Source organism: Legionella gratiana (assembly GCF_001467695.1).
Lineage (GTDB): Bacteria > Pseudomonadota > Gammaproteobacteria > Legionellales > Legionellaceae > Legionella > Legionella gratiana.
Genome location: NZ_LNYE01000023.1, coordinates 121578 through 146100, shown reverse-complemented (window position 1 = coordinate 146100; position 24523 = coordinate 121578). Strand labels below are relative to the sequence as shown.

The window sequence follows — 24523 nt, the reverse complement described above, 5'->3', positions numbered from 1 at the left end:
TAATAGGCTCCATAACCTAGCTTTTCAACCAATATGAAGCAACAGCATCTCTACCATTGTATTAAATTGTCACTCCCGCACAGCAAGTATCTATTTATTAATCTTAGCACAATGCTATATAGAAAATGGATCTTTGCCTGCATGGAAATGAGCACTGCTCCTTAACAATAGCATCAAACAATAACGTAACTCAGGAAGTACATCTTGATTTCCCAAGTTACGCGTTGCTTCACCTGGAGTCAAATACCCAGGCTATCATATTACGATAGAATTAATTACTTCTTATCGTCTTTTACTTCCTCGAACTCAGCATCGACAACACTTTCATCTGCTTTAGCTGATTCATGTGCTTGTGTTTGTGCCTGATCTTGATGTGCTTGGCCCTGCCCTGCCTGTCCTTCAGATGCTTTTTTAGCATAAACTCGTTCAGCCATTTTTGCAGATGCATCGCTTAGCACTTTCAATTTGTCTTCGATTTGTGCTTTATCACTGCCCTGAATTGCTTCTTTTAATTCAGCAATTGCCGTTTCTATACCTTTTTTCTCATCATCAGTAAGTTCTTCTGCTAAATCTTTCATAGATTTTTCACAACTGTGAATTAAGCTATCTGCTTGGTTACGAAGATCGGCCATTTCCTTAAATTTCTTATCTTCTTCTGCATGAGATTTAGCATCTTTAATCATCGCTTCAACTTCTTCATCACTCAAACCACTAGATGCTTTAATGACAATTGATTGAGCCTTACCTGTAGCTTTATCTTTAGCAGAAACATTAAGAATACCATTCGCATCAATATCAAAAGTAACTTCAATTTGTGGGACCCCGCGTGGCGCAGAAGGAATATCACTTAAATCGAAGCGTCCCAAAGATTTATTCGCTGACGCTTGCTCTCTTTCTCCTTGGAGCACATGTACAGTAACCGCTGTCTGATTGTCATCTGCGGTAGAAAATACTTGTGCTGTTTTAGTTGGGATAGTGGTATTTTTTTCAATGAGCTTTGTCATAATACCCCCCATCGTCTCGATACCTAAAGACAAAGGAGTAACATCAAGCAATAGAATATCTTTCACTTCACCAGATAATACCGCAGCTTGAATCGCAGCACCTACAGCAACAGCTTCATCTGGATTTACGTCTTTACGTGGCTCTTTACCAAAAAACTCTTCTACTGTTTTTTGGACTAAAGGCATACGTGTTTGACCACCCACTAAAATGACTTCATTAATTTGCGATACGGTTAGACCTGCATCTTTTAGTGCAATTTTGCAAGGTTCTACTGTACGCTCAACCAACTTCTCAACTAAAGATTCCAATTTAGCGCGAGTCAACTTAATGTTTAAATGTTTTGGTCCAGAAGCATCTGCCGTAATATAAGGTAAGTTAACATCAGTTTGCTGTGCCGAAGAAAGTTCAATTTTAGCCTTTTCAGCAGCATCCTTTAATCGTTGTAATGCTAATGGATCATTATGTAAATCAATGCCTGAATCCTTTTTAAATTCAGAAGCCAGATATTCAATCAATGCCAAGTCAAAATCTTCACCACCTAAGAAGGTATCACCATTAGTAGCTAATACTTCAAATTGGTGTTCACCATCAACTTCAGCAATTTCAATGATCGAAATATCAAAGGTACCACCACCAAGATCGTATACTGCAATGACTGAATCACCACGCTTTTTATCCATACCATAGGCAAGAGCCGCAGCGGTAGGTTCGTTAATAATACGTTTTACTTCAAGGCCAGCAATACGACCCGCATCTTTAGTCGCTTGTCGTTGTGAATCATTAAAGTAAGCAGGTACTGTAATCACCGCTTCTTTTACTTCTTCACCGAGATAATCTTCTGCAGTCTTCTTCATCTTACGCAATACTTCAGCAGAAACTTGTGGTGGTGCTTTATCCTGACTTTTCACGCGAACCCAAGCATCTCCGTTATCTGCTTTGACAATCTTGTAAGGAACCATCTTAATATCTTTTTGAACAATCGCATCATCAAAACGACGACCAATTAATCGTTTAATTGCAAACAGAGTATTATCTGGATTAGTCACTGCTTGACGTTTTGCAGATTGGCCAACTAATACTTCACCATCCTCTGTAAAAGCGACGATGGATGGGGTAGTACGATGCCCTTCACTGTTTTCAATTACCTTAGGTTTATCACCTTCCATTACAGCAACACATGAGTTGGTGGTACCCAGGTCTATTCCTATAATCTTTGCCATTCTATTCTTGCTCCAAAGTAGTAATTTTTCATGCAATAATTCGTATATGGGTATCCTGTGCTAAATTTCAACCCATTAATCTCACAATTTTATTTTTTTGATACAACAACTCGTGCTGGTCTAATCACACGGTCACTCAACTTGTAACCTTTTTGGAATACAGCTAATACCGTATTAGGTTCAGCATCTGGAGCATCCTGCATCGACATAGCCTCGTGTAATTGAGGATCAAATGGAGCACCAATAGGATCAATTTGTTGTACTTCAAATTTTTGTAATGCATCAACAAAAAGTTTCAACGTGAGTTCTAAGCCTTCACGCATTGATGCATCTTCTGCCTTGATAGCCAGTTGTAATGCTTGTTCTAAGCTATCAATCACCGGTAATAAAGAAGAAATTAACTTCTCAACACCATAACGATGAGCATTCGCTATTTCTCGTTCTGCTCGACGACGAAAATTATCTAATTCAGCCTGAGCACGTACTGCTTTTTCCCAACTCTCATGGGCTTGCTGTTCTGCAAGAGTGAGTTTCTCACTCAATTCAGCATAATTTGGATGCTCTAAAGACGCCTCTTGAGGTTCGATTAAGTCCAAAGCTTCCTCAAGACTTTCATCCTGAGCGTCATTAGACTGCTGCTCTTCGTTTAAATGTTGTTCTTTAAATTGATGCCAATCTTTTTTCTCTTTCTTACTCATGCAAATACTCCTGATTCACCAGAATTAACACCAATGGGTAATAAGTCTCCCATTTTCATCGTATCCTTGGCGCCGAAAATTAATATTAGGTTTTACACCTAATTAATGTGAGTTCGATATAAAAAATAATGTAATTTTTTTATATCGAACTATTCCAATTTTTAAACTGGATAACGTTCGTTTAGCGACCTAAAAGCATTTTTATGTCTTTTATGTCGAACTCACGTTAATTAAGGCGAACCTCCGAAATGGGGACAACACTGCGAAATTTCAAGTCCTTAATTCTCAAAAATCTGGTAAATTATAGAAAAAAACTCAGATTTCTATAGTACTTCCTAAGGTTTCCAGCAAAAACATTCAAATCAAGTAATCAGCAACAGTGAACTTGCAGTATATGTTCATTTATTCCATACTTAGACTTAAAAAAATCACCTAGGTTTATTTATGCAAAAATGGTCGCCTATATCTTGGCTTCAGTATTCATATCTACAGGCTGCAACATACGCTGATGAAGAAAAATTAAATAAAGTTGTAGAACAACTGAGTTTGTTACCCCCATTAGTAACCAGTAGCGAAATTAAAAATTTAAAAAAAGAAATTGCACGCGCTGGACGTGGTGACGCATTTATTCTTCAAGGTGGTGATTGTGCTGAGTCATTTAACGATTGTCGTGCAGAAATTATAAGCAATAAGTTGAAAATTATATTGCAAATGAGTTTAATTCTATTACATGGGTTGCGTAAACCGATCATCCGTGTTGGTCGAATTGCGGGACAGTATGCAAAACCTCGTTCTTCTGATTACGAAACAATTAATGGTATTACTTTACCCAGCTATCGCGGAGATCTGGTTAATTCGCCTGAATTTACCTCCGAAGCAAGAGAACCCAATCCCAAACTATTGCTGCAAGCCTATAATTGCTCAGCAGTTACCTTAAATTACATTCGTAGTTTGCTTGATAGTGGATTTGCTAGTCTTAATCATCCTCAACAATGGGACTTAGGTTTTGTGGAACATTCAAAACAAAAAGAAGAATATCAAACCTTAGTGAAATCAATTGCTGATGCCTTAGATTTTTTAGATACTATAGATGGAATAAAATCCAGTAATTTATCCAAAGTAGATTTTTATACTTCTCATGAAGCATTGCATCTGCATTATGAACAAGCACTGACACGCAAAATGGATGACGGGTTATGGTATAACCTTTCGACTCATTTGCCTTGGATTGGAATGCGTACGGCACAAACAGATAGTGCTCATTTAGAATTTTTACGAGGAGTTGAAAATCCTATCGGTATCAAAATTGGTCCGGGAGCTTCTCCAGAGTGGTTGGAAGAGGTGTTAGATAGAGCAAATCCACAACGTGAAGAAGGGCGTCTTTTATTGTTTACTCGTCTAGGAGCTCGGCACATCGAAAAATTACTTCCTCCGCTTATCGAGACAGTAAAGAAAACAAAGATTCCAGTAACATGGTCTTGTGACCCTATGCATGGAAATACCGAAACTACTTCTGATGGTATTAAAACCCGACATTTTGATAATATTCTATTGGAATTAAAACAAGCTTGGGAAATCCACCGCAGTATGGGCAGTTACTTAGGTGGTGTTCATTTTGAACTTACTGGTGATAATGTTACCGAATGCATCGGCGGTGCCCGCGGATTAGCAGCGGACGATCTGAAAACAGCATACCATAGTCTGGTTGATCCTCGCTTAAACTATGAACAATCAATAGAAATGGCCATCCAATTAAGTCGACAATTTAGAAGGTAAGAGTTACTATGATGTTTTATAAGGGCATTAAAAAAAGAGGCTTTGCCCCTTTAAATCCCCAGGATATTTAATAGTACGTTTTAAATGAAAGCAGGTCACGGGGGGATGGGGAATCTTGGCCGAACGGACAGGTTTGAGCTCAGGTTGAACGAAAAACGTCCCAGAAAAGCGGAGCATAGGTGGCTATGTGAGTATTTTCTGGGACGTTTTTCGTTCAAGATGAGCCAAACATGGCCGTTCTCTGAAAGGGTCCTTTTACTATCATTTAACGATGATAGTAAGGACTATACTCATGAACCGCCTCAATCATCGCAGCAACATGTTCTGGTGGTACATCAGGAGTTATGCCATGGCCAAGATTAAATACATGCCCGCTCCCGTGTCCAAAAGAAGCTAAAACCTTTTTGACTTGCTCATGAATACATTGTTTTGAGGTTAACAATACTGAGGGATCTAAATTTCCCTGTAGCGCTACTTTATTGCCAACTCGTCGTCGTGCTTCACTCAAATCACAAGTCCAATCCACTCCCAAAGCATCACAACCGGTAATGAGCATTTTTTCCAACCATTGCCCACCTCCTTTAGTAAACAAAATCACCGGGACATTAGGAAAATAACTCTTTATATGTTGTACGATGTATTGCATGTAATGTAGGGAACACTTTTGATAATTCTCTGGAGTTAAAATTCCCCCCCAAGTATCAAAAAGCATCACTGCATTGACGCCAGCTTTAATTTGTTCAATAAGATAATCAGCTACTGACAACGCTAATTTATGTAACAACTGATGTGCTGCTTCGCTTTCGGTATAAATTAAATGCAAAATACGTTTAAAGTCCCTACTGCTTTTACCCTCAACCATGTAACATGCTAAAGTCCAGGGACTACCTGCAAAGCCAATCAAAGGCAACTCTTTTGGCATTTCTTGGCGAATTAAACGCACTGCTGCCATCACATAAGCTAAAGAATTTAAATCTGGAATTTGAAGATTGTTAATTGCTTGTATCTCTTGAATAGGACGCTCAAAACAAGGTCCCTCCCCTTCAGCAAAATACAAACCTAATCCCATGGCATCAGGAATAGTCAAAATATCAGAAAATAAAATAGCGGCATCCAAGGGATAACGACGTAAAGGCTGCAAGGTCACTTCACATGCAAGCTCTGGATTTTTGCATAAGCTTAAAAAATCGCCCGCTTGTGCTCTCGTCTGTCTATATTCAGGCAAATAACGTCCCGCCTGACGCATCATCCATACAGGAGTTCTCTCTATCGGCTGACGTCTTAAAGCACGTAGAAATAAAGATTGATTTAGATCGTACATTACCTATCTCAGTATCTTAAATGAGCTAATAGTAACATACTTATTGTGCTCTACTCCAATTCTCATAGAAATGCTTTTTGTCGTTGATATCACTCTTAATCTTTTCCCAAGAGTAATTAAAACAACTCTATACAGAGAGATATTAATTTAGATACACTATAAAAAAATTATTTTTATGACAAAATGGATACCTTAAACATAAAAGCCCTCAACGTCAGTACAAAAATAGGCGTATATAACTGGGAACAACGCATTAATCAGACTCTATTAATTGATATCAGCATTGATACAGATTTTCGTGTGTGTGGGGAAGATTTAACTAAGACTATAGATTATGCGGCTCTTTGTGAACTAGTTACTCGCTACGTGGAATCAAAATCATTTCAATTAATTGAAACAGTTGCTAATGAAGTAGCTGCCTTAATTCAAGAACACTTTAAAATAACCCATCTTACAGTAGGTGTAAGTAAACCCCATGCGATAAAAAATGCAGAAAATGTTCAAGTGGTTGTACGCCGTTAATGAAACCAACGAAAGTAAGCGACTTTGTTTGCTAATCAATGAATCAGTTTAACTTGCTCTTCATGCATAAACTTAAAATTGAATGCATCAATTAGCCTCTCCATATAGGTCGCTAATTAAGCAATTGAAAATTATTTTATTTAAATCGAATTTATAATAAACTCTCGAGCTATGATTTAAGCGATTAGCTCAAATCTCTTTAAATCACTAGAGCTCTACTGCAACTTATCCTCTCCTTAAGGATAGCAAGGAGGACTGGTACTCTACCTAGTTTTCATGAATAAACGGGTTCGTTGCTGAGATAAAGCATACCCAGAACTCCATTGTTCACTGACTCTGAAATCAGGAAAAGGCTTTCAGCTTGGTACTTTATATCAGCGAAGAGATGATATCCGTTTACAGGTTTTGACTCATCTATCTAGTATGTCTTATCTCAATTGGCTAAAAAGTTACTTAATTTTTAGCATTAAAAACATTAATTAGTCCATTTTACTGGAGAATAGAGATGACGACTTACATCATGAATGCCCTTGGAACTATGTCTGAGGAGGAAATAACACAAGCCTTTGTTCTCATTCCACAAGGGGTGACTATACTTGATTTTTGCCGGAATGACCTTCACAAAAAATCAGGTGCAGAATTGGCTCAAATCTTTACTGCCATTCCACAAGGGGTAACTAAACTTGATTTAAGCTTGAATGACCTTTGCCAAAAATCAGGAGCAGAATTAGCTCAAGCTTTTGCTGCCATTTCACAAGAGGTGACCACACTTGATTTAGGCTGGAATCACTTTGGAGACAAATCAGGCGAAGAATTGGCTCAAGCCTTTGCTGCTATTCCACAAGGGGTGACTACTCTTGATTTAAGGGCGAATTACTTTTACAAAAAATCAGGTACAGAATTGGCTCAAGCCTTTGCTGCCATTCCACAAGGGGTGACCAAGCTTAATTTAAGCTGGAATCACTTAGGAGACAAATCAGGCGAAGAATTGGCTCAAGCCTTTGCTGCTATTCCACAAGGAGTGACTAACCTTGATTTAAGTGCAAATCACCTTTACCAAAAATCAGGAGCAGAATTAGCCCAAGCCTTTGCTGCCATTCCAAAAGGGGTGACTAACCTTGATTTAAGCGGGAATTTTCTTGGAAGCAAATCAGGAGTAGAATTGGCTCAAGCCTTTGCTGCCATTCCACAAGGGGTGACCAAGCTTGATTTAAAGATGAATGACTTTTGTAAAAAGACCGCGGAAGAATTGACGCTGATTTTTAAAGCAATACCTCAAAATGTTGCGACCGTGACTTTATCGGTTGACGATTTAAAGCAAATGAGTCTCGAACAACTTAAAGCCATTCAAACTCGCTATCCCCGTGCTGAACAAATTATTTTGGTTGATACTGTTAATCGTAAAAATCGGGAGTTAAATCCATCTTTAAGTAGAACAGATGCTAATGTATATGCACGATTTGGATTTCAGGTAGTTCCCCCATCTTTGTTTCATACCACTTCTTTTTTTGTTGCAAACAATAAAGAAAAGTTACAGGAGTTGGCACCAAATTTTGAGCGAATGCTCCATCCAGCACTCATGGAAGGAATCAAGAAATTTGGAGGATAAGCAAAAAAAGCAATACGGAATAACGTTTATTTAGCTATATAAAAGGCATTTCTATGCCTTTTATATCGAGCTAATGATCCATTAGATCCCAATTACCCACCCGTAGTAACCATCCCATTCAAACGCTCATTCCTAGCTAAATTAACCTGTGCTTGTTGAGCAAGTCCACGATTGGCATATGGGCCCACTACTACTCGAAACCAATTACCTTTAGTAGGATGACTCACTGGAATTATATATACACTAAAACCCTTGAGGATCAATGTACCTTTCATATGTTCTGCATCTTGTCGCGCTTTGAATGAAGCTACTTGCACTAAATAATTTCCCTTTCCAGAAGGAGCAGAAGCAGGTCTGGCTGCCATGGCATTAGTAGTAGCAGGCTGTTGCACTTTAGATGAGTTCGGTTTTACTTGCGGTGATGTAGTTGTAGTAGATGCTGCTGTAACTGCATTTGAAACAGGAGCAGTAGTTACTGAAGCTGCAGTAACCGTAGTTGTATTTGCAGTGGAAGTCGGCTGAGGTTGAGTAGTTGCTGCTGTATTTGTACTTGCAGCAGAGGCAGATTGAGCTGCTGTTGCTGCATTATTAGGTTGTGCTCCAGAAGTTTTTTCATTAGCCAGTAATGTATAAAACTCAAATTTGGGTTTAGGTGGAATCACAGCCTGTTTTGATGCTTCGGGCTTGGCTGATTCTTTTTTAGTATCATGATGAGCCAGAACTTGAGTATTTACCCAATGCGTTATTGTTTCAAAATCAAAAAAAGAAGCGGCCAAATAGCCTAATGAAAAAATAACCGTAATCAATATAAAGTGGTGCGATGCACCACCGCGCGATCGTGAAGAACGTTTATTATTGTATTCTCTTGCCATCACATACTCTCAGGAGCGGACACGCCCAATAAACCTAAACCATTGTATATTACCTGACGAACTGCTTCGAGCAAACAAAGACGAGCACCTCGTAATTGTTCCTGCTCACACAGAAGTGGAACTGCATTATAATAACTATGCAATCCATTGGCTACTTCACGTAAATAATAAGCTACTTGATGAGGTTCGCAATGAAAAGCAGCTAATTCCACAATCTCAGGATAACGACTTAGTAACGAAATCAAATAAGTTTCATGATCTTGTTCTAATAAGTCAAGATGTTTTAGTCCAACTGATTTATCCCAAAACAACTTTCTTTCCTTCAATTGTCTTAATACAGAACATATTCTTGCATGTGCATACTGAATGTAATAAACCGGATTATCACTAGACTCTGATTTCGCTAAATCTAAATCAAAATCCATATGCTGTTCTGATTTACGTGCTACATAAAAAAAGCGAGCGGCATCATTGCCTACTTCGTGACGCAACTCTCTTAAGGTTACAAAAGATCCACTTCTCGTGGACATTTGTACTCGTTCAACACCACGATACAAAATAGCAAATTGAACTAATAGTACGTCAAGTGTACGCTCATCATGCCCTAATGCTTTAACAACCGCACGTAAGCGAGTGATATAACCATGGTGATCAGCACCAAAAATATCAATGACACGATCATAACCTCTATCATATTTGTTCCAATGATAGGCTACATCTGAGGCAAAATAGGTAGTATGACCATTAGCACGAACCAAAACACGATCTTTTTCATCACCAAAATCAGTAGCTCTAAACCAAAGTGCCCCTTCCTTTTCGAAAGTATGGCCACCGTTCTTTAGTGCTTGAATGCCTTTTTGAATTGAACCGTCCTCAAATAATGATTGCTCAGAAAACCAGCTGTCGTAATTCACTCCAAACTCAGCGAGATCTTCTTGGATGTCCTCTAAAACTGTATTTAGAGCATGTTGATGAAACAATGAAAAAATAGGCATGCCCAAAAGAGTTTTCATACGCTCTACTAAAGCATCAATATAAATTTCTTTATCTCCGCCATGCGGTTCATCAAGCGGTAAACCCTCGATCGCAGTAGCCCAAGGATAAACATACTCTCTACGATGCTCTAACCATAGCTCTTGGGCGATTTCAGAAACATAATCCCCTTTATAAGCATTAGCAGGAATAACCACTGGTTCACCAGAAAGCTCCAAATAACGCAACCACACACTAGCAGCGAGGATGTTCATTTGTCGACCAGCATCATTGACGTAATATTCCAAAGTAACGTCATATCCTGCTGCTTTAAGTACATTTCCCAACGTAGCACCAAATGCGGCTCCTCTACCATGTCCTACATGTAAAGGTCCTGTAGGATTGGCAGAAACAAATTCAACCAATACTTTTTTATTTTTGCCAATGGTACTGCATCCGAAACATTCACCCTTTTCCAGTATTTCAGCAATAATTTGTGAGCGCGAACTACTGCGTATAAAAAAATTAATAAATCCTGCGCCTGCTATTTCTATCTTTTCTACAGCAGGATCAGATGGAATCGCCTTTACTAAAAGCTCCGCTATTTTACGCGGAGGTTGACGGCAAGGTTTCGCTAAAATTAAAGCCAAGTTACTGGCATAATCCCCATGAGCTGAATCTTTTGCACGATCGACCTTAATTTCAACATCCAAATTGTCTGGTATTTCATCCGATTTTTGTAATGAAATTAAAGCGTGTTTTAAAAGCTGCTCTACCGTATGTTTCATGCTACTTAATTTTCCATCAAAAAAATGATGCTATTATGCGCTTTTTTGTACTCTATGAAAAGGTTTTAATATACTTCATAAGACTACAGCTTAAATCTAAAAAAACTTCAAATTGTTACCTCACAAACTATGCGGTACACTTAAATATAACTTTTATAACATTAGTAATCCTGTGTTATCGAGCTCTTGTGAATCATTACCGGGTATTGGCCCAACACTTGCAGAAAAACTTGCTAAATGCGGTATCCATTCCGTACGTGATTTACTTTTTCACCTACCATATCGCTACCAGGATAGAACCCGAATTACTCCCATTCAAGATTTACAACCCAACAGTTGGTGTGTCATTGCTGGAGAAGTATGCAAAACTGAAATTAAACCAGGAAAGCGTGCTATGTTGCATTGTTATGTTCAAGATAAAACCGGTGTAATAAAGCTCCAATTTTTTCATTTTAACAAAAATCAAATTAGAAATTTAAATAACAGCGTGATGATTCATGCTTTTGGTGAAGTGCGTGAATTCAACAATATGTTGACTATGACTCATCCTGAATATCAATTACTTGAAAATGAGCATGAATGCCGTGTTAATGAAACATTAACACCTATCTATCCAAGTACTCAAGGATTAAGCCAAACTCGATTAAGACAATTGGTTCTCGTCGCCTTAAAAAGCTGTGAGCATGAGTTGCAACAATTAGAATGGATGAGTGAAAATGAATTAAAAGCAAAGAATTTTTATCCTCTCGGAGAGGCGATTCAATTACTGCATAACCCACCTCCTGATAGCTCACTACAGGCTCTTGAGACTGGACAACATCCTGCACTAAAACGATTGGCTTTTGATGAATTGTTAGCACAACGACTGAGTATGCAATTTGCTAGGGAATCACGTAATACGTTACATGCGACTCCATTACCTAGGGATCATCACTTAAAGAACGATTTTCTAAGTTCTCTTCCTTTTACCCTAACTCAAGCACAACAAAGAGTAGCCCAAGAAATCAGCATGGATTTAATGCAAACAAAACCAATGTTGCGCTTAGTACAAGGTGATGTTGGAGCAGGAAAAACGATTATTGCGGCTCTTGCAGCATTACAAGCTATTGCCAATGGTCAGCAAGTCGCCTTGATGGCACCTACAGATTTGTTAAGTGAACAACATGCCAATAACCTGACCCGTTGGCTTGAACCTTTGGGAATCAAATTATTAAGACTCAGCGGGAAAATGAAAGCAAGTGAAAGACGCCAAGCATTTACTGCTCTCGCAGATAACAGCTGCCAATTCATTATTGGTACCCATGCTTTATTTCAAGAAGCAGTCCGTTTTTCTTGCCTAGGTTTAATCATTATTGATGAACAACATCGATTTGGTGTTGAACAACGACTACTTTTACAGCAAAAAGGACAACACGCTCAGTTGGTCCCCCATCAACTACTGATGACCGCTACTCCTATTCCAAGAACACTTTCCATGAGCTATTTAGCGCATCTGGATATTTCCATTATCGATGAATTACCTCCTGGACGCACACCCATTACTACCGCCGTATTGAACCAAAATAAACGGGAAGCAGTTATTGAACGATTACTTGTTGCGCTCTCGAGTGGCCGACAAATATACTGGGTATGTACCCTTATTGAAGAATCCGAAAAATTACAATGCATGGCTGCCACAGAAACAGCCCGTACATTACAAGAGCAACTTCCTGCTGCTCGAATAGGCCTAATCCATGGACGTATGAAACCATTAGAAAAAGAAGCAACTATGGCTGCATTTAAAAATGGTGAACTCAATTTGCTGGTAGCCACCACTGTTATTGAAGTTGGGGTTGATGTCCCTAATGCAAGTTTAATGATCATAGAAAATGCTGAGCGTTTAGGTCTATCTCAACTCCATCAATTACGTGGTCGTGTAGGAAGAGGGAGTACTCAATCTCATTGTCTTTTACTTTATCAATCTCCTTTATCGCAACAAAGTGCTGAGCGTTTAAAAATAATGCGCGCTACTCATGATGGATTTATTATTGCCGAGAAAGATCTGGAATTAAGAGGAGCAGGTGAAATTTTAGGCGCAAAACAAACAGGCTACCGTCAATTTAAAATTGCAGACATCCAACGAGATCGTTCTTTGCTGCCACTTTTACCTCCTCTAGCCAAAAAACTAATACAAGATACTCCAGAAATAGCTCGTGATATCACTCAACGTTGGTTGGGTAATTTTGAGCAATTTCTGCAAGGGTAAAAATATTTTTTAAAATATCAAAGTCAAGACTGTTTTTTATTTTTTTCTTTGCTAAGATACTCAATCATATTCTCCAATCTTCTTCACAGTCCTGTGGATAACTTTTTAAGCAAACAGTATAACCAAAAATTAAATCAATCTTTTTAGCTTATTTTATAAAGGCCTTACCTATTTATTTTATATTTTTCAAAAATCATTTATCCACAAAATCTGTGGATAATCCTGTGTACAGAACATTTAACATCTTGTGGAATCTGTCTCATGCGTATCTGCTTTAGAACTTATCAACGTGTTTCTAAAAAACTGGACTCTTTCAAAGCGTGCTGTAAAAATACAAAAAAATTTCTAGGGTCTGTTGACAATTCGTTAAATGGAGTCAAAATGGCGTGATTTTATGCGCTCCGAAACGCAGCATACACGAAGTATGTGAGTATCGGAGCGCATAAAATCACGTCATTTTGGCCAGGATAGTCGAATGGTCAACAGATCCTAAGGTGTTTAAATATCGATAAAAACAATTAAGCTCTAAACAAAAATTTAACTGATTATTCATATCCAACTCACATGAACCGAGTTAAAATTAAAAATGATTCAACATGACCGATACCAGCAAGCAAAAAGAGTAACTCTTTTAGGAGCTGTTTCAAATGCACTTCTTGGCATTATTAAACTCATTGGTGGATATTTTTTCCACTCACATGCATTAGTAGCTGATGGAGTTCATTCCTTTTCCGATCTCATAACCGATGCGATGGTTTTGTTGGCCTCTAAATATGGGAGCCTTGATGCAGACGCTAGCCATCCGTATGGACATCAACGTATCGAAACCGCTGCAACTTTATTCTTAGCTCTTTTACTTATTTTTGCGGGTCTTGGCATCGCTTGGGATTCATTATATGACCTGCTCAAATCGACTTATATCAAACCTGATTGGTTGTCACTTCCAGTGATTTGCATTTCCATTATGAGTAATGAAGTTTTATTTCATTACACTTTATATATTGGGAAACGTATCAATTCTAAATTAATTACTGCTAATGCCTGGCATCATCGCTCAGATGCAGCATCTTCCGTCGTTGTTTTGGTAGGATTAATTGGCAGCCTGTTGGGATTTAGTGCTTTAGATGCAGTAGCAGCTATCCTTGTTGGTTTTATGATTATTAAAATGGGTTATGACTATGCCTGGAATAGTATCAAAGAACTAGTAGATACTGCAGTTAGCCCCGAACTATTAACGCAAATTGAACAAGTAATCAAAAATGTGGACGGAGTTGAGAAAATACATCAATTACGCAGCCGTTCTATGGGCGAAAATGTATTAATTGATGTACACATTTTAGTTTCACCTAAAATATCAGTATCTGAAGGACATTATATTGCCCAACATGTACATCACGCATTAACTGATCAGATTGAACACGTTAAAGATGTAATAGTACATGTCGATCCCGAAGATGATGAACTCGTTTGCCCCTCTTTACATTTACCCAGTAGAAAGGTGTTACTCGAGCAACTACTTAATGAAGTTCCTATTGATTTCCCACAAATTTTATCTTGGAATTTGCATTATCTGGACGGGAAAATAGGAATAGATATTGTTTGTGATGAACACTTTATCCAATGGCAAGAATTGCATACACGAGTCCTACTAGCATTGAAATTACAAATTGACATTGTAGAAGTTCGTTTATTTAGCTTGCATGAGATCATACATCACCACTAAACTACTAGCTTTTAGCTAGGTGTAGCCTGAATACATCTAAGTGGAGCTACTTTGTAACAAACTCCGGGTTTTCTTTGTGTCAGGTTACTTTATTTCTTTTCTTAGATATAGAAATAGGATAAGTAATGGTATCAGCTACCAGTTTAAAAATATTTTTTGCCTTTTCCATTTTTATAGTTATTTTGATGGCAGGCTGGTATCCTTTTAGAAAACGAATAAAAGAGGATCAGCATATTGATTTTCCTATAGGAGAAACATTAGCTACTGGGGTATTCTTAGGAGCAGGTTTATTACATATGCTCCCTGAAGCAAATTCATTATTCATCAAAATGGGTTATAATTATCCTTTTGCCTTTATAATTACTGGCACTGTATTTCTCATTTTTCTTTGGTTTGAACACTTAGGAAAAGAACTTTACCACCATAATAGTGCAACACATCCTGCTTTTGCCATTTTAGCTTGGGGAATGCTCTCAGTTCACTCGATTATGCTTGGTGCAGCATTGGGGATATCGCATCATAATTCAATGATTATAATGATTTTTCTTGCAATAATTACTCATAAGTGGGCAGAAAGTTTTGCAATCGCGGTACAATTAAATAAAAGTTCTATGAGTATGAATACCAGCCTGATATTTTTTATTTTATTCAGCTTGATGACCCCTATAGGAATTTATTTGGGTTGGTATTTTGGCCAAGGTGTAGAGACGAACTCTATATTTGATCCCATTCTAATTGCTGCTTCTGCGGGAACATTCCTTTATTTAGGGACACTCCATGGTTTAGAGCGTTGTGTTATGGTGGAGCGTTGTTGCAATCTTAAAGATTTCAGTTTTGTAATTATAGGATTTTCACTTATGGCTTTGGTGGCTATTTATGTCTAATTTTTTACAACAAAAACCCATTATCCTCGCTTCAAGTTCATCAATCCGAGTAAAACTGTTGCGCTCTCTTGGCATTGAATTCTCTACAGTGCCTGCTCATTGTAATGAAGAAGCGATTAAAGCTACTTTTAACTCCGAAAATACAGTTGATTTAGGCTACACATTGGCAGCACACAAAGCTTTAGAAGTTAGCCAACATCATCCAGAACATTTTGTTATTGCTGCGGATCAATTGTGCGTATTTGGAAAATTAATTCTTAACAAACCACTAAGCCATCAAACGGCAATCGAACACTTGCGTTTATTAAATGGTAACACTCATCAACAAATCGCTTGCCTTTGCATTGCAAAAAACAATGAACTACTTTGGCAACATCATGAAATTGCCAATTTAACCTTATATCATTTAAGTGAACAAACAATTGAAACTTATTTACAAAGTGAAAAACCCTATCACAGTTGTGGCGCTTATCACTATGAAACTCAAGGTAAGTGGCTATTTAAAGAAGTTCAAGGAAGTGAAGATACTATTCTAGGCTTACCTTTACGTCCTCTTGTCGAAATTTTAATACAGCTTGAAGCCGTAAGTTTTACCTAAAATACTACTAAGATTTTAATCAAAAACAGGATACAACATGCAAATAACCAAAATTCAAGCACGTGAAATTTTAGATTCTCGTGGTAATCCTACTGTTGAAGCAGACGTTATTTTAAAAAACGGCAATCAAGGAAGAGCCAGCGTTCCCTCTGGTGCCTCTACAGGAAGTCGCGAAGCTTGCGAGCTTCGTGATCACGATGCAAAACGTTACAATGGTAAAGGAGTGCAACAGGCGGTAGCTCATATCAATCATGAAATCAATCAGGCGCTACATCTTTGTTCTATTGAAGATCAAGAAGCGTTGGATAATCAATTATGTCAATTAGATGGAACAGAAAATAAATCGCACATAGGCGCCAACGCTATTCTCGCGGTATCACTTGCTGCTGCAAGAGCTCGAGCAAACACACACAACATGCCATTGTATGCGGCTCTAAACCAAGGTGAACAAATGTGCATGCCAGTGCCTATGATGAATATTTTAAATGGAGGAGCTCATGCGGATAACAATGTAGATATTCAGGAATTTATGATCATGCCTGTGGGTGCATCCGACTTTCCTACTGCATTGCAAATGGGAGCTGAAATTTTTCATGGATTAAAATCCGTTTTAAAAAAACAAGGCTTAAATACTGCTGTGGGTGATGAAGGCGGTTTCGCACCCAATATTCGTTCCAATCACCAAGCACTTGACTTACTTTGTGAAGCGATTGAAAAAGCAAACTATAAGTTAGGAGATGAAATAGTACTTGCACTAGATGTTGCTGCTTCAGAACTTTATGATCAAGGCTTGTATCACATGGCTTCGGAAAATCAAAAATTCACCTCAATGCAACTTATTGATTATTATACAAGCCTCGTTGCTCATTACCCTATAGTAAGTATTGAGGATGGTTTGGATGAAAAAGATTGGACAGGATGGAAGCATTTAACCCAAACGTTAGGTGAAAAAATTCAATTAGTTGGTGATGACGTGTTTGTGACTAACCCTAAAATTCTGCAGGAAGGCATTACTCAAAAAATAGCCAATGCGATTCTTATTAAAGTAAATCAGATAGGAACCCTAAGCGAAACGAGACAAACGATCCAATTAGCGCATCAAAATGGATATCGTTGTGTCATGTCGCATCGTTCAGGAGAAACAGAAGATACCTTTATTGCAGATTTAGCCGTAGCCACAGGTTGTGGTCAAATTAAAACAGGATCTTTGTGTCGTACTGACCGTATTGCAAAATACAATCAGCTCTTACGTATTAATGAAGTTGCTGCATTACCCTATGCTGGAAAAACTATATTGAGAAAATAGTAAATCATGCAATAACATCATTATGGATCCAGGCTTGATTATAAGCGGTAAGATATTTATAGACGTGCTTTTTTTAGGTTAAAAGGATAAGGACAGCCTATGCCCCTCTCACCTTAACCTGTCTCTATAGTCACCAGTTAAAAATCTTACCGAAAAGCCACTGTCTGTCCTGAAATATAATTGGAGTGACTGAGAAAATAGCTATCGGGGTAGTAGGCAAATACTACAGAACCATTTTTAATGGTGTTGATTACAGGCTTTGCTATACTTTCCGCAATAGCAGGGCATCCCCATGAACAGCCAGCACGCCCTTCTCTTTTTATAAAACTAGGTTCTACATACCAAGCTCCATGGATTACCACTCGCCTATCGTAGGCATTAGAATTTAGCCCTTTCTCTAATCCTTCCAGGTTCAAAGACAGACCTTTATGTCCCACGTATGTATTTTCAGTAATATAGGTGCCAAGACTGGATTTTTTGCTCGACATATCGTTAGAAAAACTAACTGGCACTTTACCATCGCCCGAATTACGGCCGTGGGCGACATAGGTTTTGAATACCAAAGACTCTGTATTCATATTAAAAATCCACATCCGAGGTTGATCGGATGGGACAGAATAATCGATAATGGTTAAAACTGGATTTTTAACATCCCCTTGTTCACTGACTTTAGTATAGGCACTTAATGCAAGAAGAATAACTTCTTTATTTAATTGCGGCGCTGATTGGCTGAGTTTTTCTATTTCTAATTGTTGTTCAGAAGGAACATTAAGCGCTTGTTCCATGTTGGTGATGGCGAAAACTTGAGTGGAATTAAATGCTGCAAAAGTAAATAATAAAACGAGTAACTTAATCATGGTGTATTAAAACTAAAAAATAGATCAATCAACTATTCCATAATAACAAATAATAATTTAGAGAATATTAAGTATGTATGAAATAAATTCTTTGCCCATTCCTTTTGGGAATAGTAAGTAAGGGTCTAGTTGAAACTCTAAGTAATTGTTTATTTGACGCCAATGTATATTTAATCCTCTGAAAACTGAATATTGGTGTTGTATTTCGTTCGATTAAGACAAAAACTGCTACGGAACATCTTAATATTTGCTTCATTTGCAAATACTCTACGTGCAAATTCATTATAATGATTCATATCTGACACATGTATTATTAATAAATAATCAGTCTCACCAGAAACAAAATAACATTGTTTAACCTCTTCTTGTTCCGCCATTTTACGCTCAAAATGAGCTAACAAATCTTCTCTTTGTTTCTCCAACGTAATATTTGCAAAAACAATCAGGCCCCGGCCTGCCTTAAAAGGATCAACTAAAGAAACATCTTTCACAATAATGCCTTCATCTCTCAATCGTTTCACGCGCCTAAAACAAGGAGGTGCAGAAATCCCTACTTTTTCAGCTAAAGCAAGATTCGTAATCTGATTGTCTTTTTGTAAAAGATTTAAAATTTTTCGATCAATTTTATCCAAAATTGCTGCTTGAGTAGGTGCAGTTTTATTTTCAAAGGATACATTTTCTTTATTCTTTTTCATATGTTACCTAAAACCATAAAAATTTAATTATAAAATGAAATAAAAGAACAATAAATAAAAAATTTATTTATTTATATTTCATGGTACATTGCCAGCCTCCACTTTACTCAATATAAAAGAGAACAATAATGATAAGACTGGCACATAGTGATGATATAATTCAATTAAACCAACTTATTGAGCATTCAGCTCGCATCTTAAGCAATAAAAATTATACCGCCCAAGAAATTGAGGGAGCAATTCATGCCATTTTCGGTGTAGATAAGGAGTTGATTAACGATCAAACTTATTATGTCATCGAAAAAGAAGGAGTGCTGGTTGCATGTGGAGGATGGAGTAAACGAAAAACTTTATTTGGTGGTGATCAATGCAAGGCCCGTGAGGAGGGGTTTCTAGATCCAAAGAAAGACTATGCCAAGATTAGAGCTTTTTTTGTTCATCCCGATCATGCGCGACAAGGGCTAGGCAAAAAACTTTTAGAATACTGCGAACAACAAGCGTTGATCTATGGATTTACCAAATTTGAGATGATGGCTACATTACCAGGAGCAAAACTGTACCAGGTTTGTGGTTATCAAATAATAGAGCCCAAATATTTTGTTCTTCCTGAGGGGCACGTTTTCAAAATGCTAAAAATGACAAAATATACCATGTAAATTCCCATCAAAGACAAGTAATGTATCCGGTTTAACTTCAATATCTGAAATTAAAGAGGTCTTGAATTTGCCTCAGAAACACGGCCCTGCTGGATTTTCTAGGATTATTTTTTAGGATGATATTCAGGAATTTCTTTGGAATAACGACCTCTTATCGTTCTAAAAAAATCAAGGATCATTGGAAAATCCTTATTAATATCCCCAGAGGGCAGAAATGCTTCATGGATTCGAACCTCTTTAGTTGCATAATCAGGGCCAACCATAACTATAGGCAATTTTGCTTGGCAAGCAATATGATAAAATCCTTCTTTCCAACGGGTAACTGGACTTCGCGTTCCTTCTGGAGTAATTGCTAACTTAAACTCGTCACGAGAGCGGAATATTTCAACTACTTGGTCAACTGTCTTATTTTTTTTGGAGCGATCAACAGGTGCCCCACCAAGTACTCGTAATAGGAAACTCAAAGGAAAAAAGAACAGTTGATTTTTAGCTAAAAAATGAATCTTAACTCCGATTGCAAAGCGTGCAAATAAACCAACGGCGAAATCCCAATTACTAGTATGCGGAGCAACAACAACCAGATATTTCTTATCTTTAGGTAATTCACCTACAATTTTCCAACCGAATAGTTTTAAAATAAAGCGACCAAATTTTTGCATATTCACAATCTATAATTATATTTGTTAGGAACCGTTGACATTTGCATCGCTCTTCGATCATTAAAGCAATAATGATTTCTATGAATCAAATCTTCTTCATCAAATCTTATAAAGCATGAAAAGTGGTCAACTTAGAATAAGTTGTCAACACGGTCTAGGGTCTGTTGACAATTCGCAAGACTGAGCCACAATGGGGTGATTTTAGAGCACCGAAACATAGCATACATGAAGTATGTGAGTATCGGAGCGCATAAAATCACACCATTTTGGTCAGTATCGTAGATTGGTCAACAGACTCTAGTATATACAAATTATTATTTCGATACACCTGAAATACTTTGCACACCCCCAATTTACTTAAGTTGTTAAAAATAAGAGTAATAAAAAATTAAAAAATCGTTCTAACGTGCAAATTTATACTAAAATGATACATATATAGGCGTAGCTATGGAGTGCTATAATGAAAAATGAAGATCCTGCACTTACTATTTCTAATCCACGTTTACTCGCCGCTGTTTACTACGGATTACTCTCTGTTGTTGGAACAATACTGATCGACGTATTACTTACATCAATGGGCATCATGGAAGTTATTCCTCTTTTTCGATCAATTGTCTTAGGAGTGATTGTCGCTTCAATCACTGGAGCCCTATTTGGCGAAAGTATCGTGCATTGCCCTAAACCTTATAAACTTAAAACCTTTTTCTTAGGCTTTATTATGGTCCTTCTTTCATTACCTTTTTTTGTTCTAGGTATGATGTTTTTTATGGAAGAAGTAGAAAAACCCATAATAAAAATAACCAATTTCCACGATCTTATTGGTACATACTTTATAGTATTAGGCTACAGCTATATTCTTTTCGGTTTTGTACTTGCCATTGCAGCAGGCCTTGCTTCTATGTATTTACGAGGTCAATTTGTCTATCAAATATTGCATACAGATAAACGACGCAGTCATCGCCTACCTCGATATCTAGGAACACTAGACAAGACCAAAGCAAAATCTGCATCAAAAACGCGTACTATGCAACGGAAAAAAACTTCAGTAAAATAACATCAAAAGTGGGGTGCTATTGACAATGTAATCCAATATATTACGAGCTAACTAATACTCTCATCAAGTTAAGGTGGCTGTATAAATACACATGTTCACCCCCCTGTAAAAAATACGTTGCTCCGATTACCAACCCACGTGCCTTTTTCTAGGTTTAAGGTAATCGTAATAGCTCAGGTACCCCATGCTGAATATAGCACAAACGGTCAAATAGGGCCGTTTCCTGAATGGAGTTGATTTACAGGTAATCTTATTTGGATTTTTATGCCCCTACATACATTCAGTAATAAAGATCAACTTTTTTTTCTTTTAGCTCAAGGAACTATGGTCCTCACACCCAACAATCGACTGAGTGAATCCATAATCCAACAGTATTTTACTCATTGTAACAATCAAACTGTAGATAAACCTAAATGCATGCCTTATCGTACTGCACTCATCAAAGCCTATGAGAACCTTAATTTTATTCATCCAAATAGGTCCTATCCTACATTGTTAAGCGATGCTCAGTGTCAGTATTTATGGCGAAGGATCATTAAATCTGAATCATCCATCACCTATAGTGAAGGTTTGCTCAAAGCCGTGATCACTGCTTGGGAGCGTTGTCAACAATGGCACATTACCTCCGAAAATCCAGAATTTATCGATACAGCTCAAACACGGAAATTTCAACAATGGTGGCTACTTTTTGAGAAACAATTAGAACAACGACATTTGATTACGGAATATCAATTAATCCCTCATCTAATTGATGCCCAACACTCTTTGTTCTCAGGTTCGATTGTTTGGGTATGTTTTGATGACTTTACTCCTCAACAAGTACACTTACAGGAACACTTAATAAATCAAGGATTCAACCAATACCAATATGATTTAAAAGAAAAATCATCTAAAACAGAAATACTGGCAGCTCAGGATGATAAAGAGGAATATCAGCAGTTAATGCGGTGGTTGCATTTAAAAATACGGGAAGGTCATTCTCGTATAGGAGTAGTTGTACCTAATTTGGAACAAGAATCAAACTTAGTACAAAGAATATTAGCACATCATTTTGAGTCAACACTCTTTAATATTTCCTTAGGTCAACCTTTAAGTGATTTTCCTTTAGTTGCTCATGCATTATGTTGGCTCAATTTAGAAGAGCTCACTTTAACCCAGCATGAGGCAAGTTTGCTTCTCCAATCCCCTTATCTTGGTCATTCTAAAGAAGAATTCATTGAACGAGCTGAATATTTGCAAGAGAGTACTTTACTAGGAAGACATTTGATTCCACTAAAGAGCTTTATAGAGGAGCTCTATGTTCATACCCCTAAACTTTCCAAATTATTAAGCCTTCTAACCCCGTATCCACAAATAGCTACCCTACATGAATGGATAAGCCTATTTCAAGCTCGTCTAAATAGTTTAGGATTTCCAGGTGACTATGGACTTAACTCAAAAAACTATCAATGTCTCAATCGTTTTATCATGCTTTTTGATGAATTAAGGCAATTGGCTGTACTTGACGCTTATTTAACCAAGATTGAAGCACTTGAAGCATTACGCTATCTGACCAGACATACCATTTTTCAAGCGCAAAAAAACAATGCACCAATTCAAGTTTCCGGTCTCTTAGAAGCTTCAGGATGTGAGTTTGATAGCCTATGGGTCATGGGTATAACCGATCAATGCTTGCCGCAAAAAGTGCATCTATCAGCTTTTATTCCCCCATACTTACAGCGTGAATTGTGCATGCCGCACAGCCTACCCGAACGTGAACTGCAATTTGCTCGTCAAATACTCCAAAGATTAAGGAGAAGTGCTAATTCCATAGTATTTAGTTATGCTCAATTACAGGGCGATAATCCTAATTTGCCTTGCTCCTTAATAACAACATTCCCTAATTTTACCTTACTGACCGCCCATAACTTTTCGGTACCCCAACCTGAATGCGTGACTGTAGAAGAACATTTTTCTCTACCAGTATTACCAGAAGAACATATTACTGGAGGTACAGCAATTTTAGCGAATCAAGCAAAATGCCCTTTTAAAGCCTTCGCGGAACATCGACTTCGTGCACAAGCATCTATGCAAACAACCGATGGTTTGAATCCTAAAGAAAGAGGACAGATTATTCATAAGGTGATGGAATTATTATGGCAAACATTGGAGAGTCAAGAGAAACTATATCTTTTAGGGCCTCCTATTTTAGATCAGTACATCGATGAAGCAATTCATACTGCCTTAGCTCTTTTAAAACAGCGAAACTCTGATTTACTTCTTGCATCACTTCAAGAAATTGAACATGCTCGTCTAAAGCGTCTCATACTGACCTATCTCGAATGGGAAAAACAACGATCTCCATTTACAGTCGTAGCATTAGAACAATCATACTCCATTAATTTAGCGGGTCTTGATATTCAGGTACGTATTGATCGTCTGGATCAGGTTGCTGATAAGAAATGGGTTATCGATTATAAAAGTAGCCTTCCTGCGAGTAAACCTTGGAATGAAGAACGGCCCAAAGAATCACAAGTACTTCTTTATGCGCTGCTTGATGACCAAATTAACACTCTTTTACTCATGCAATTAAAGTCAGGGAAAATAAACTGTGCTGGCCTTAGTGAGAACAAACAGAATATTAGTGGAGTCACTTCGTTAAAAAAGGATGAAACTTGGTCTGAACACAGAAAAATGTGGCAAAAACAATTAACTGATTTAGCGATGGAATTTCAACAGGGGCATTGTCCACCGCAACCTTCCCATTTAAATCTTTGCCAACAGTGTGATTTTCAAAATTTATGCCGCTTCCAAGGCGATGAATAGATATTAGACTTCGTTCCAAACTCGCTGTAGTGAGGGAAGTGCGAGGAGAAACGGAGCACAGAACGGGAGTGTACACGCCAGTATATGAGGATGCACCGTAAGCAATTCTCCACTACAGTAGCATTTGGAACGAAGTCTATTCTTTTTTGATGAACATACTAGTTCACCAATGAATAGATAAAAATAGCATGATTTTTCTATGTCAATTATGTTATAAGACATTTAATCTACTAGAAAATTCATTGAAATGGTTTTCCC

19 protein-coding genes are annotated in these 24523 nt (G+C 37.6%); 11 read left to right on the top strand and 8 right to left on the bottom strand.

All coding sequences use genetic code 11. The features are described from left to right. Positions 1 to 275: 275 nt before the first annotated feature. Both dnaK and grpE read right to left on the bottom strand, forming a co-directional pair. On the bottom strand, positions 276 to 2225 hold the full coding sequence (gene dnaK / locus Lgra_RS11515) for a molecular chaperone DnaK (protein WP_058499420.1): 1950 nt from the start codon (positions 2223 to 2225) through the stop codon (positions 276 to 278). 89 nt (positions 2226 to 2314) lie between these two features. Further along, a complete protein-coding gene (grpE, locus tag Lgra_RS11510) occupies positions 2315 to 2923 on the bottom strand; it encodes a nucleotide exchange factor GrpE (protein WP_058499419.1) in 609 nt (202 codons plus the stop codon). 444 nt (positions 2924 to 3367) lie between these two features. On the opposite strand from grpE, the gene Lgra_RS11505 reads away from it, so the two are divergent. Further along, entirely contained in the window at positions 3368 to 4699 is a 1332-nt protein-coding gene (locus Lgra_RS11505) for a 3-deoxy-7-phosphoheptulonate synthase class II (protein ID WP_058499418.1), read from the top strand. Positions 4700 to 4964: 265 nt separating this feature from the next. Here Lgra_RS11505 and hemE read toward each other — a convergent pair whose 3' ends face one another. Beyond that, a complete protein-coding gene (gene hemE / locus Lgra_RS11500; protein WP_058499417.1) occupies positions 4965 to 6020 on the bottom strand; it encodes a uroporphyrinogen decarboxylase in 1056 nt (351 codons plus the stop codon). A 183-nt stretch (positions 6021 to 6203) separates the two neighbouring features. Between hemE and folB the strand changes: the two genes are divergently transcribed. Continuing rightward, positions 6204 to 6542, top strand: coding sequence for a dihydroneopterin aldolase (gene folB, locus Lgra_RS11495; RefSeq protein ID WP_058499416.1), 339 nt, complete (start codon positions 6204 to 6206; stop codon positions 6540 to 6542). A gap of 505 nt (positions 6543 to 7047) precedes the next feature. Continuing rightward, positions 7048 to 8151, top strand: a complete 1104-nt coding sequence (locus Lgra_RS18315; protein WP_238584431.1) for a leucine-rich repeat domain-containing protein — start codon at positions 7048 to 7050, stop codon at positions 8149 to 8151. Between the two features lie 92 nt (positions 8152 to 8243). Here the strand turns inward: Lgra_RS18315 and Lgra_RS11485 are convergent, their stop codons facing one another. Together Lgra_RS11485 and argS are read right to left on the bottom strand one after the other, a co-directional pair. Beyond that, the gene (locus tag Lgra_RS11485; RefSeq protein ID WP_058499415.1) at positions 8244 to 9023 is read right to left on the bottom strand and encodes an SPOR domain-containing protein; all 780 of its coding nucleotides are present in this window, start codon (positions 9021 to 9023) and stop codon (positions 8244 to 8246) included. Continuing rightward, positions 9023 to 10783, bottom strand: coding sequence for an arginine--tRNA ligase (gene argS / locus Lgra_RS11480; protein WP_058499414.1), 1761 nt, complete (start codon positions 10781 to 10783; stop codon positions 9023 to 9025). The genes Lgra_RS11485 and argS overlap by 1 nt, the downstream gene beginning before the upstream one ends. Positions 10784 to 10955: 172 nt before the next feature. On the opposite strand from argS, the gene recG reads away from it, so the two are divergent. The 5 genes from recG (at position 10956) to eno (ending at position 17539) form a co-directional block, all read left to right on the top strand. Then, positions 10956 to 13028: an ATP-dependent DNA helicase RecG gene (gene recG, locus Lgra_RS11475; RefSeq protein WP_058499413.1), complete on the top strand. Its 2073-nt coding sequence runs from the start codon at positions 10956 to 10958 to the stop codon at positions 13026 to 13028. A 586-nt stretch (positions 13029 to 13614) separates the two neighbouring features. After that, the gene (locus Lgra_RS11470; protein WP_058499412.1) at positions 13615 to 14751 is read left to right on the top strand and encodes a cation diffusion facilitator family transporter; all 1137 of its coding nucleotides are present in this window, start codon (positions 13615 to 13617) and stop codon (positions 14749 to 14751) included. A 125-nt stretch (positions 14752 to 14876) separates the two neighbouring features. Continuing rightward, the gene (locus Lgra_RS11465) at positions 14877 to 15635 is read left to right on the top strand and encodes a ZIP family metal transporter (RefSeq protein ID WP_058499411.1); all 759 of its coding nucleotides are present in this window, start codon (positions 14877 to 14879) and stop codon (positions 15633 to 15635) included. Beyond that, the gene (locus Lgra_RS11460) at positions 15628 to 16233 is read left to right on the top strand and encodes a Maf family protein (RefSeq protein ID WP_058499410.1); all 606 of its coding nucleotides are present in this window, start codon (positions 15628 to 15630) and stop codon (positions 16231 to 16233) included. The genes Lgra_RS11465 and Lgra_RS11460 overlap by 8 nt, the downstream gene beginning before the upstream one ends. 37 nt (positions 16234 to 16270) lie before the next feature. Continuing rightward, positions 16271 to 17539, top strand: coding sequence for a phosphopyruvate hydratase (gene eno / locus Lgra_RS11455; protein ID WP_058499409.1), 1269 nt, complete (start codon positions 16271 to 16273; stop codon positions 17537 to 17539). 146 nt (positions 17540 to 17685) lie between these two features. On the opposite strand, the gene Lgra_RS11450 is transcribed toward eno, so the two are convergent. Further along, on the bottom strand, positions 17686 to 18324 hold the full coding sequence (locus tag Lgra_RS11450) for a murein L,D-transpeptidase catalytic domain family protein (protein WP_238584444.1): 639 nt from the start codon (positions 18322 to 18324) through the stop codon (positions 17686 to 17688). Positions 18325 to 18566: 242 nt separating this feature from the next. Next, the gene (locus Lgra_RS11445) at positions 18567 to 19091 is read right to left on the bottom strand and encodes an Lrp/AsnC family transcriptional regulator (RefSeq protein WP_058499407.1); all 525 of its coding nucleotides are present in this window, start codon (positions 19089 to 19091) and stop codon (positions 18567 to 18569) included. Between the two features lie 128 nt (positions 19092 to 19219). On the opposite strand from Lgra_RS11445, the gene Lgra_RS11440 reads away from it, so the two are divergent. Next, complete coding sequence (locus Lgra_RS11440; RefSeq protein ID WP_058499406.1) at positions 19220 to 19747, top strand: GNAT family N-acetyltransferase; 528 nt, start codon at positions 19220 to 19222, stop codon at positions 19745 to 19747. Positions 19748 to 19851: 104 nt separating this feature from the next. Here Lgra_RS11440 and Lgra_RS11435 read toward each other — a convergent pair whose 3' ends face one another. Continuing rightward, entirely contained in the window at positions 19852 to 20406 is a 555-nt protein-coding gene (locus Lgra_RS11435) for a 1-acyl-sn-glycerol-3-phosphate acyltransferase (RefSeq protein ID WP_058499405.1), read from the bottom strand. 460 nt (positions 20407 to 20866) lie between these two features. Between Lgra_RS11435 and Lgra_RS11430 the strand changes: the two genes are divergently transcribed. Together Lgra_RS11430 and Lgra_RS11425 are read left to right on the top strand one after the other, a co-directional pair. Next, the gene (locus tag Lgra_RS11430) at positions 20867 to 21460 is read left to right on the top strand and encodes a hypothetical protein (RefSeq protein ID WP_058499404.1); all 594 of its coding nucleotides are present in this window, start codon (positions 20867 to 20869) and stop codon (positions 21458 to 21460) included. Positions 21461 to 21724: 264 nt separating this feature from the next. After that, positions 21725 to 24265 carry a PD-(D/E)XK nuclease family protein gene (locus Lgra_RS11425; RefSeq protein WP_058499403.1) on the top strand — a complete coding sequence of 847 codons (2541 nt, stop codon included), beginning with the start codon at positions 21725 to 21727 and terminating at the stop codon, positions 24263 to 24265. The last annotated feature ends 258 nt before the right edge of the window (positions 24266 to 24523 follow it).

Excerpts from the sequence above, each read along its gene's own strand:
- Lgra_RS11440 (WP_058499406.1), top strand. The coding sequence starts at position 19,220 with ATGATAAGACTGGCACATAGTGATGATATAATTCAATTAAACCAACTT.
- Lgra_RS11460 (WP_058499410.1), top strand. The coding sequence starts at position 15,628 with ATGTCTAATTTTTTACAACAAAAACCCATTATCCTCGCTTCAAGTTCA.
- Lgra_RS11425 (WP_058499403.1), top strand. The coding sequence starts at position 21,725 with ATGCCCCTACATACATTCAGTAATAAAGATCAACTTTTTTTTCTTTTA.
- Lgra_RS11435 (WP_058499405.1), bottom strand. The coding sequence starts at position 20,406 with ATGCAAAAATTTGGTCGCTTTATTTTAAAACTATTCGGTTGGAAAATT.
- dnaK (WP_058499420.1), bottom strand. The coding sequence starts at position 2,225 with ATGGCAAAGATTATAGGAATAGACCTGGGTACCACCAACTCATGTGTT.
- folB (WP_058499416.1), top strand. The coding sequence starts at position 6,204 with ATGGATACCTTAAACATAAAAGCCCTCAACGTCAGTACAAAAATAGGC.
- eno (WP_058499409.1), top strand. The coding sequence starts at position 16,271 with ATGCAAATAACCAAAATTCAAGCACGTGAAATTTTAGATTCTCGTGGT.
- Lgra_RS11485 (WP_058499415.1), bottom strand. The coding sequence starts at position 9,023 with ATGGCAAGAGAATACAATAATAAACGTTCTTCACGATCGCGCGGTGGT.
- grpE (WP_058499419.1), bottom strand. The coding sequence starts at position 2,923 with ATGAGTAAGAAAGAGAAAAAAGATTGGCATCAATTTAAAGAACAACAT.
- argS (WP_058499414.1), bottom strand. The coding sequence starts at position 10,783 with ATGAAACATACGGTAGAGCAGCTTTTAAAACACGCTTTAATTTCATTA.
- Lgra_RS11430 (WP_058499404.1), top strand. The coding sequence starts at position 20,867 with ATGAAAAATGAAGATCCTGCACTTACTATTTCTAATCCACGTTTACTC.
- Lgra_RS11465 (WP_058499411.1), top strand. The coding sequence starts at position 14,877 with ATGGTATCAGCTACCAGTTTAAAAATATTTTTTGCCTTTTCCATTTTT.
- Lgra_RS11505 (WP_058499418.1), top strand. The coding sequence starts at position 3,368 with ATGCAAAAATGGTCGCCTATATCTTGGCTTCAGTATTCATATCTACAG.
- Lgra_RS11450 (WP_238584444.1), bottom strand. The coding sequence starts at position 18,324 with ATGGAACAAGCGCTTAATGTTCCTTCTGAACAACAATTAGAAATAGAA.
- Lgra_RS11470 (WP_058499412.1), top strand. The coding sequence starts at position 13,615 with ATGATTCAACATGACCGATACCAGCAAGCAAAAAGAGTAACTCTTTTA.
- hemE (WP_058499417.1), bottom strand. The coding sequence starts at position 6,020 with ATGTACGATCTAAATCAATCTTTATTTCTACGTGCTTTAAGACGTCAG.
- Lgra_RS11445 (WP_058499407.1), bottom strand. The coding sequence starts at position 19,091 with ATGAAAAAGAATAAAGAAAATGTATCCTTTGAAAATAAAACTGCACCT.
- Lgra_RS18315 (WP_238584431.1), top strand. The coding sequence starts at position 7,048 with ATGACGACTTACATCATGAATGCCCTTGGAACTATGTCTGAGGAGGAA.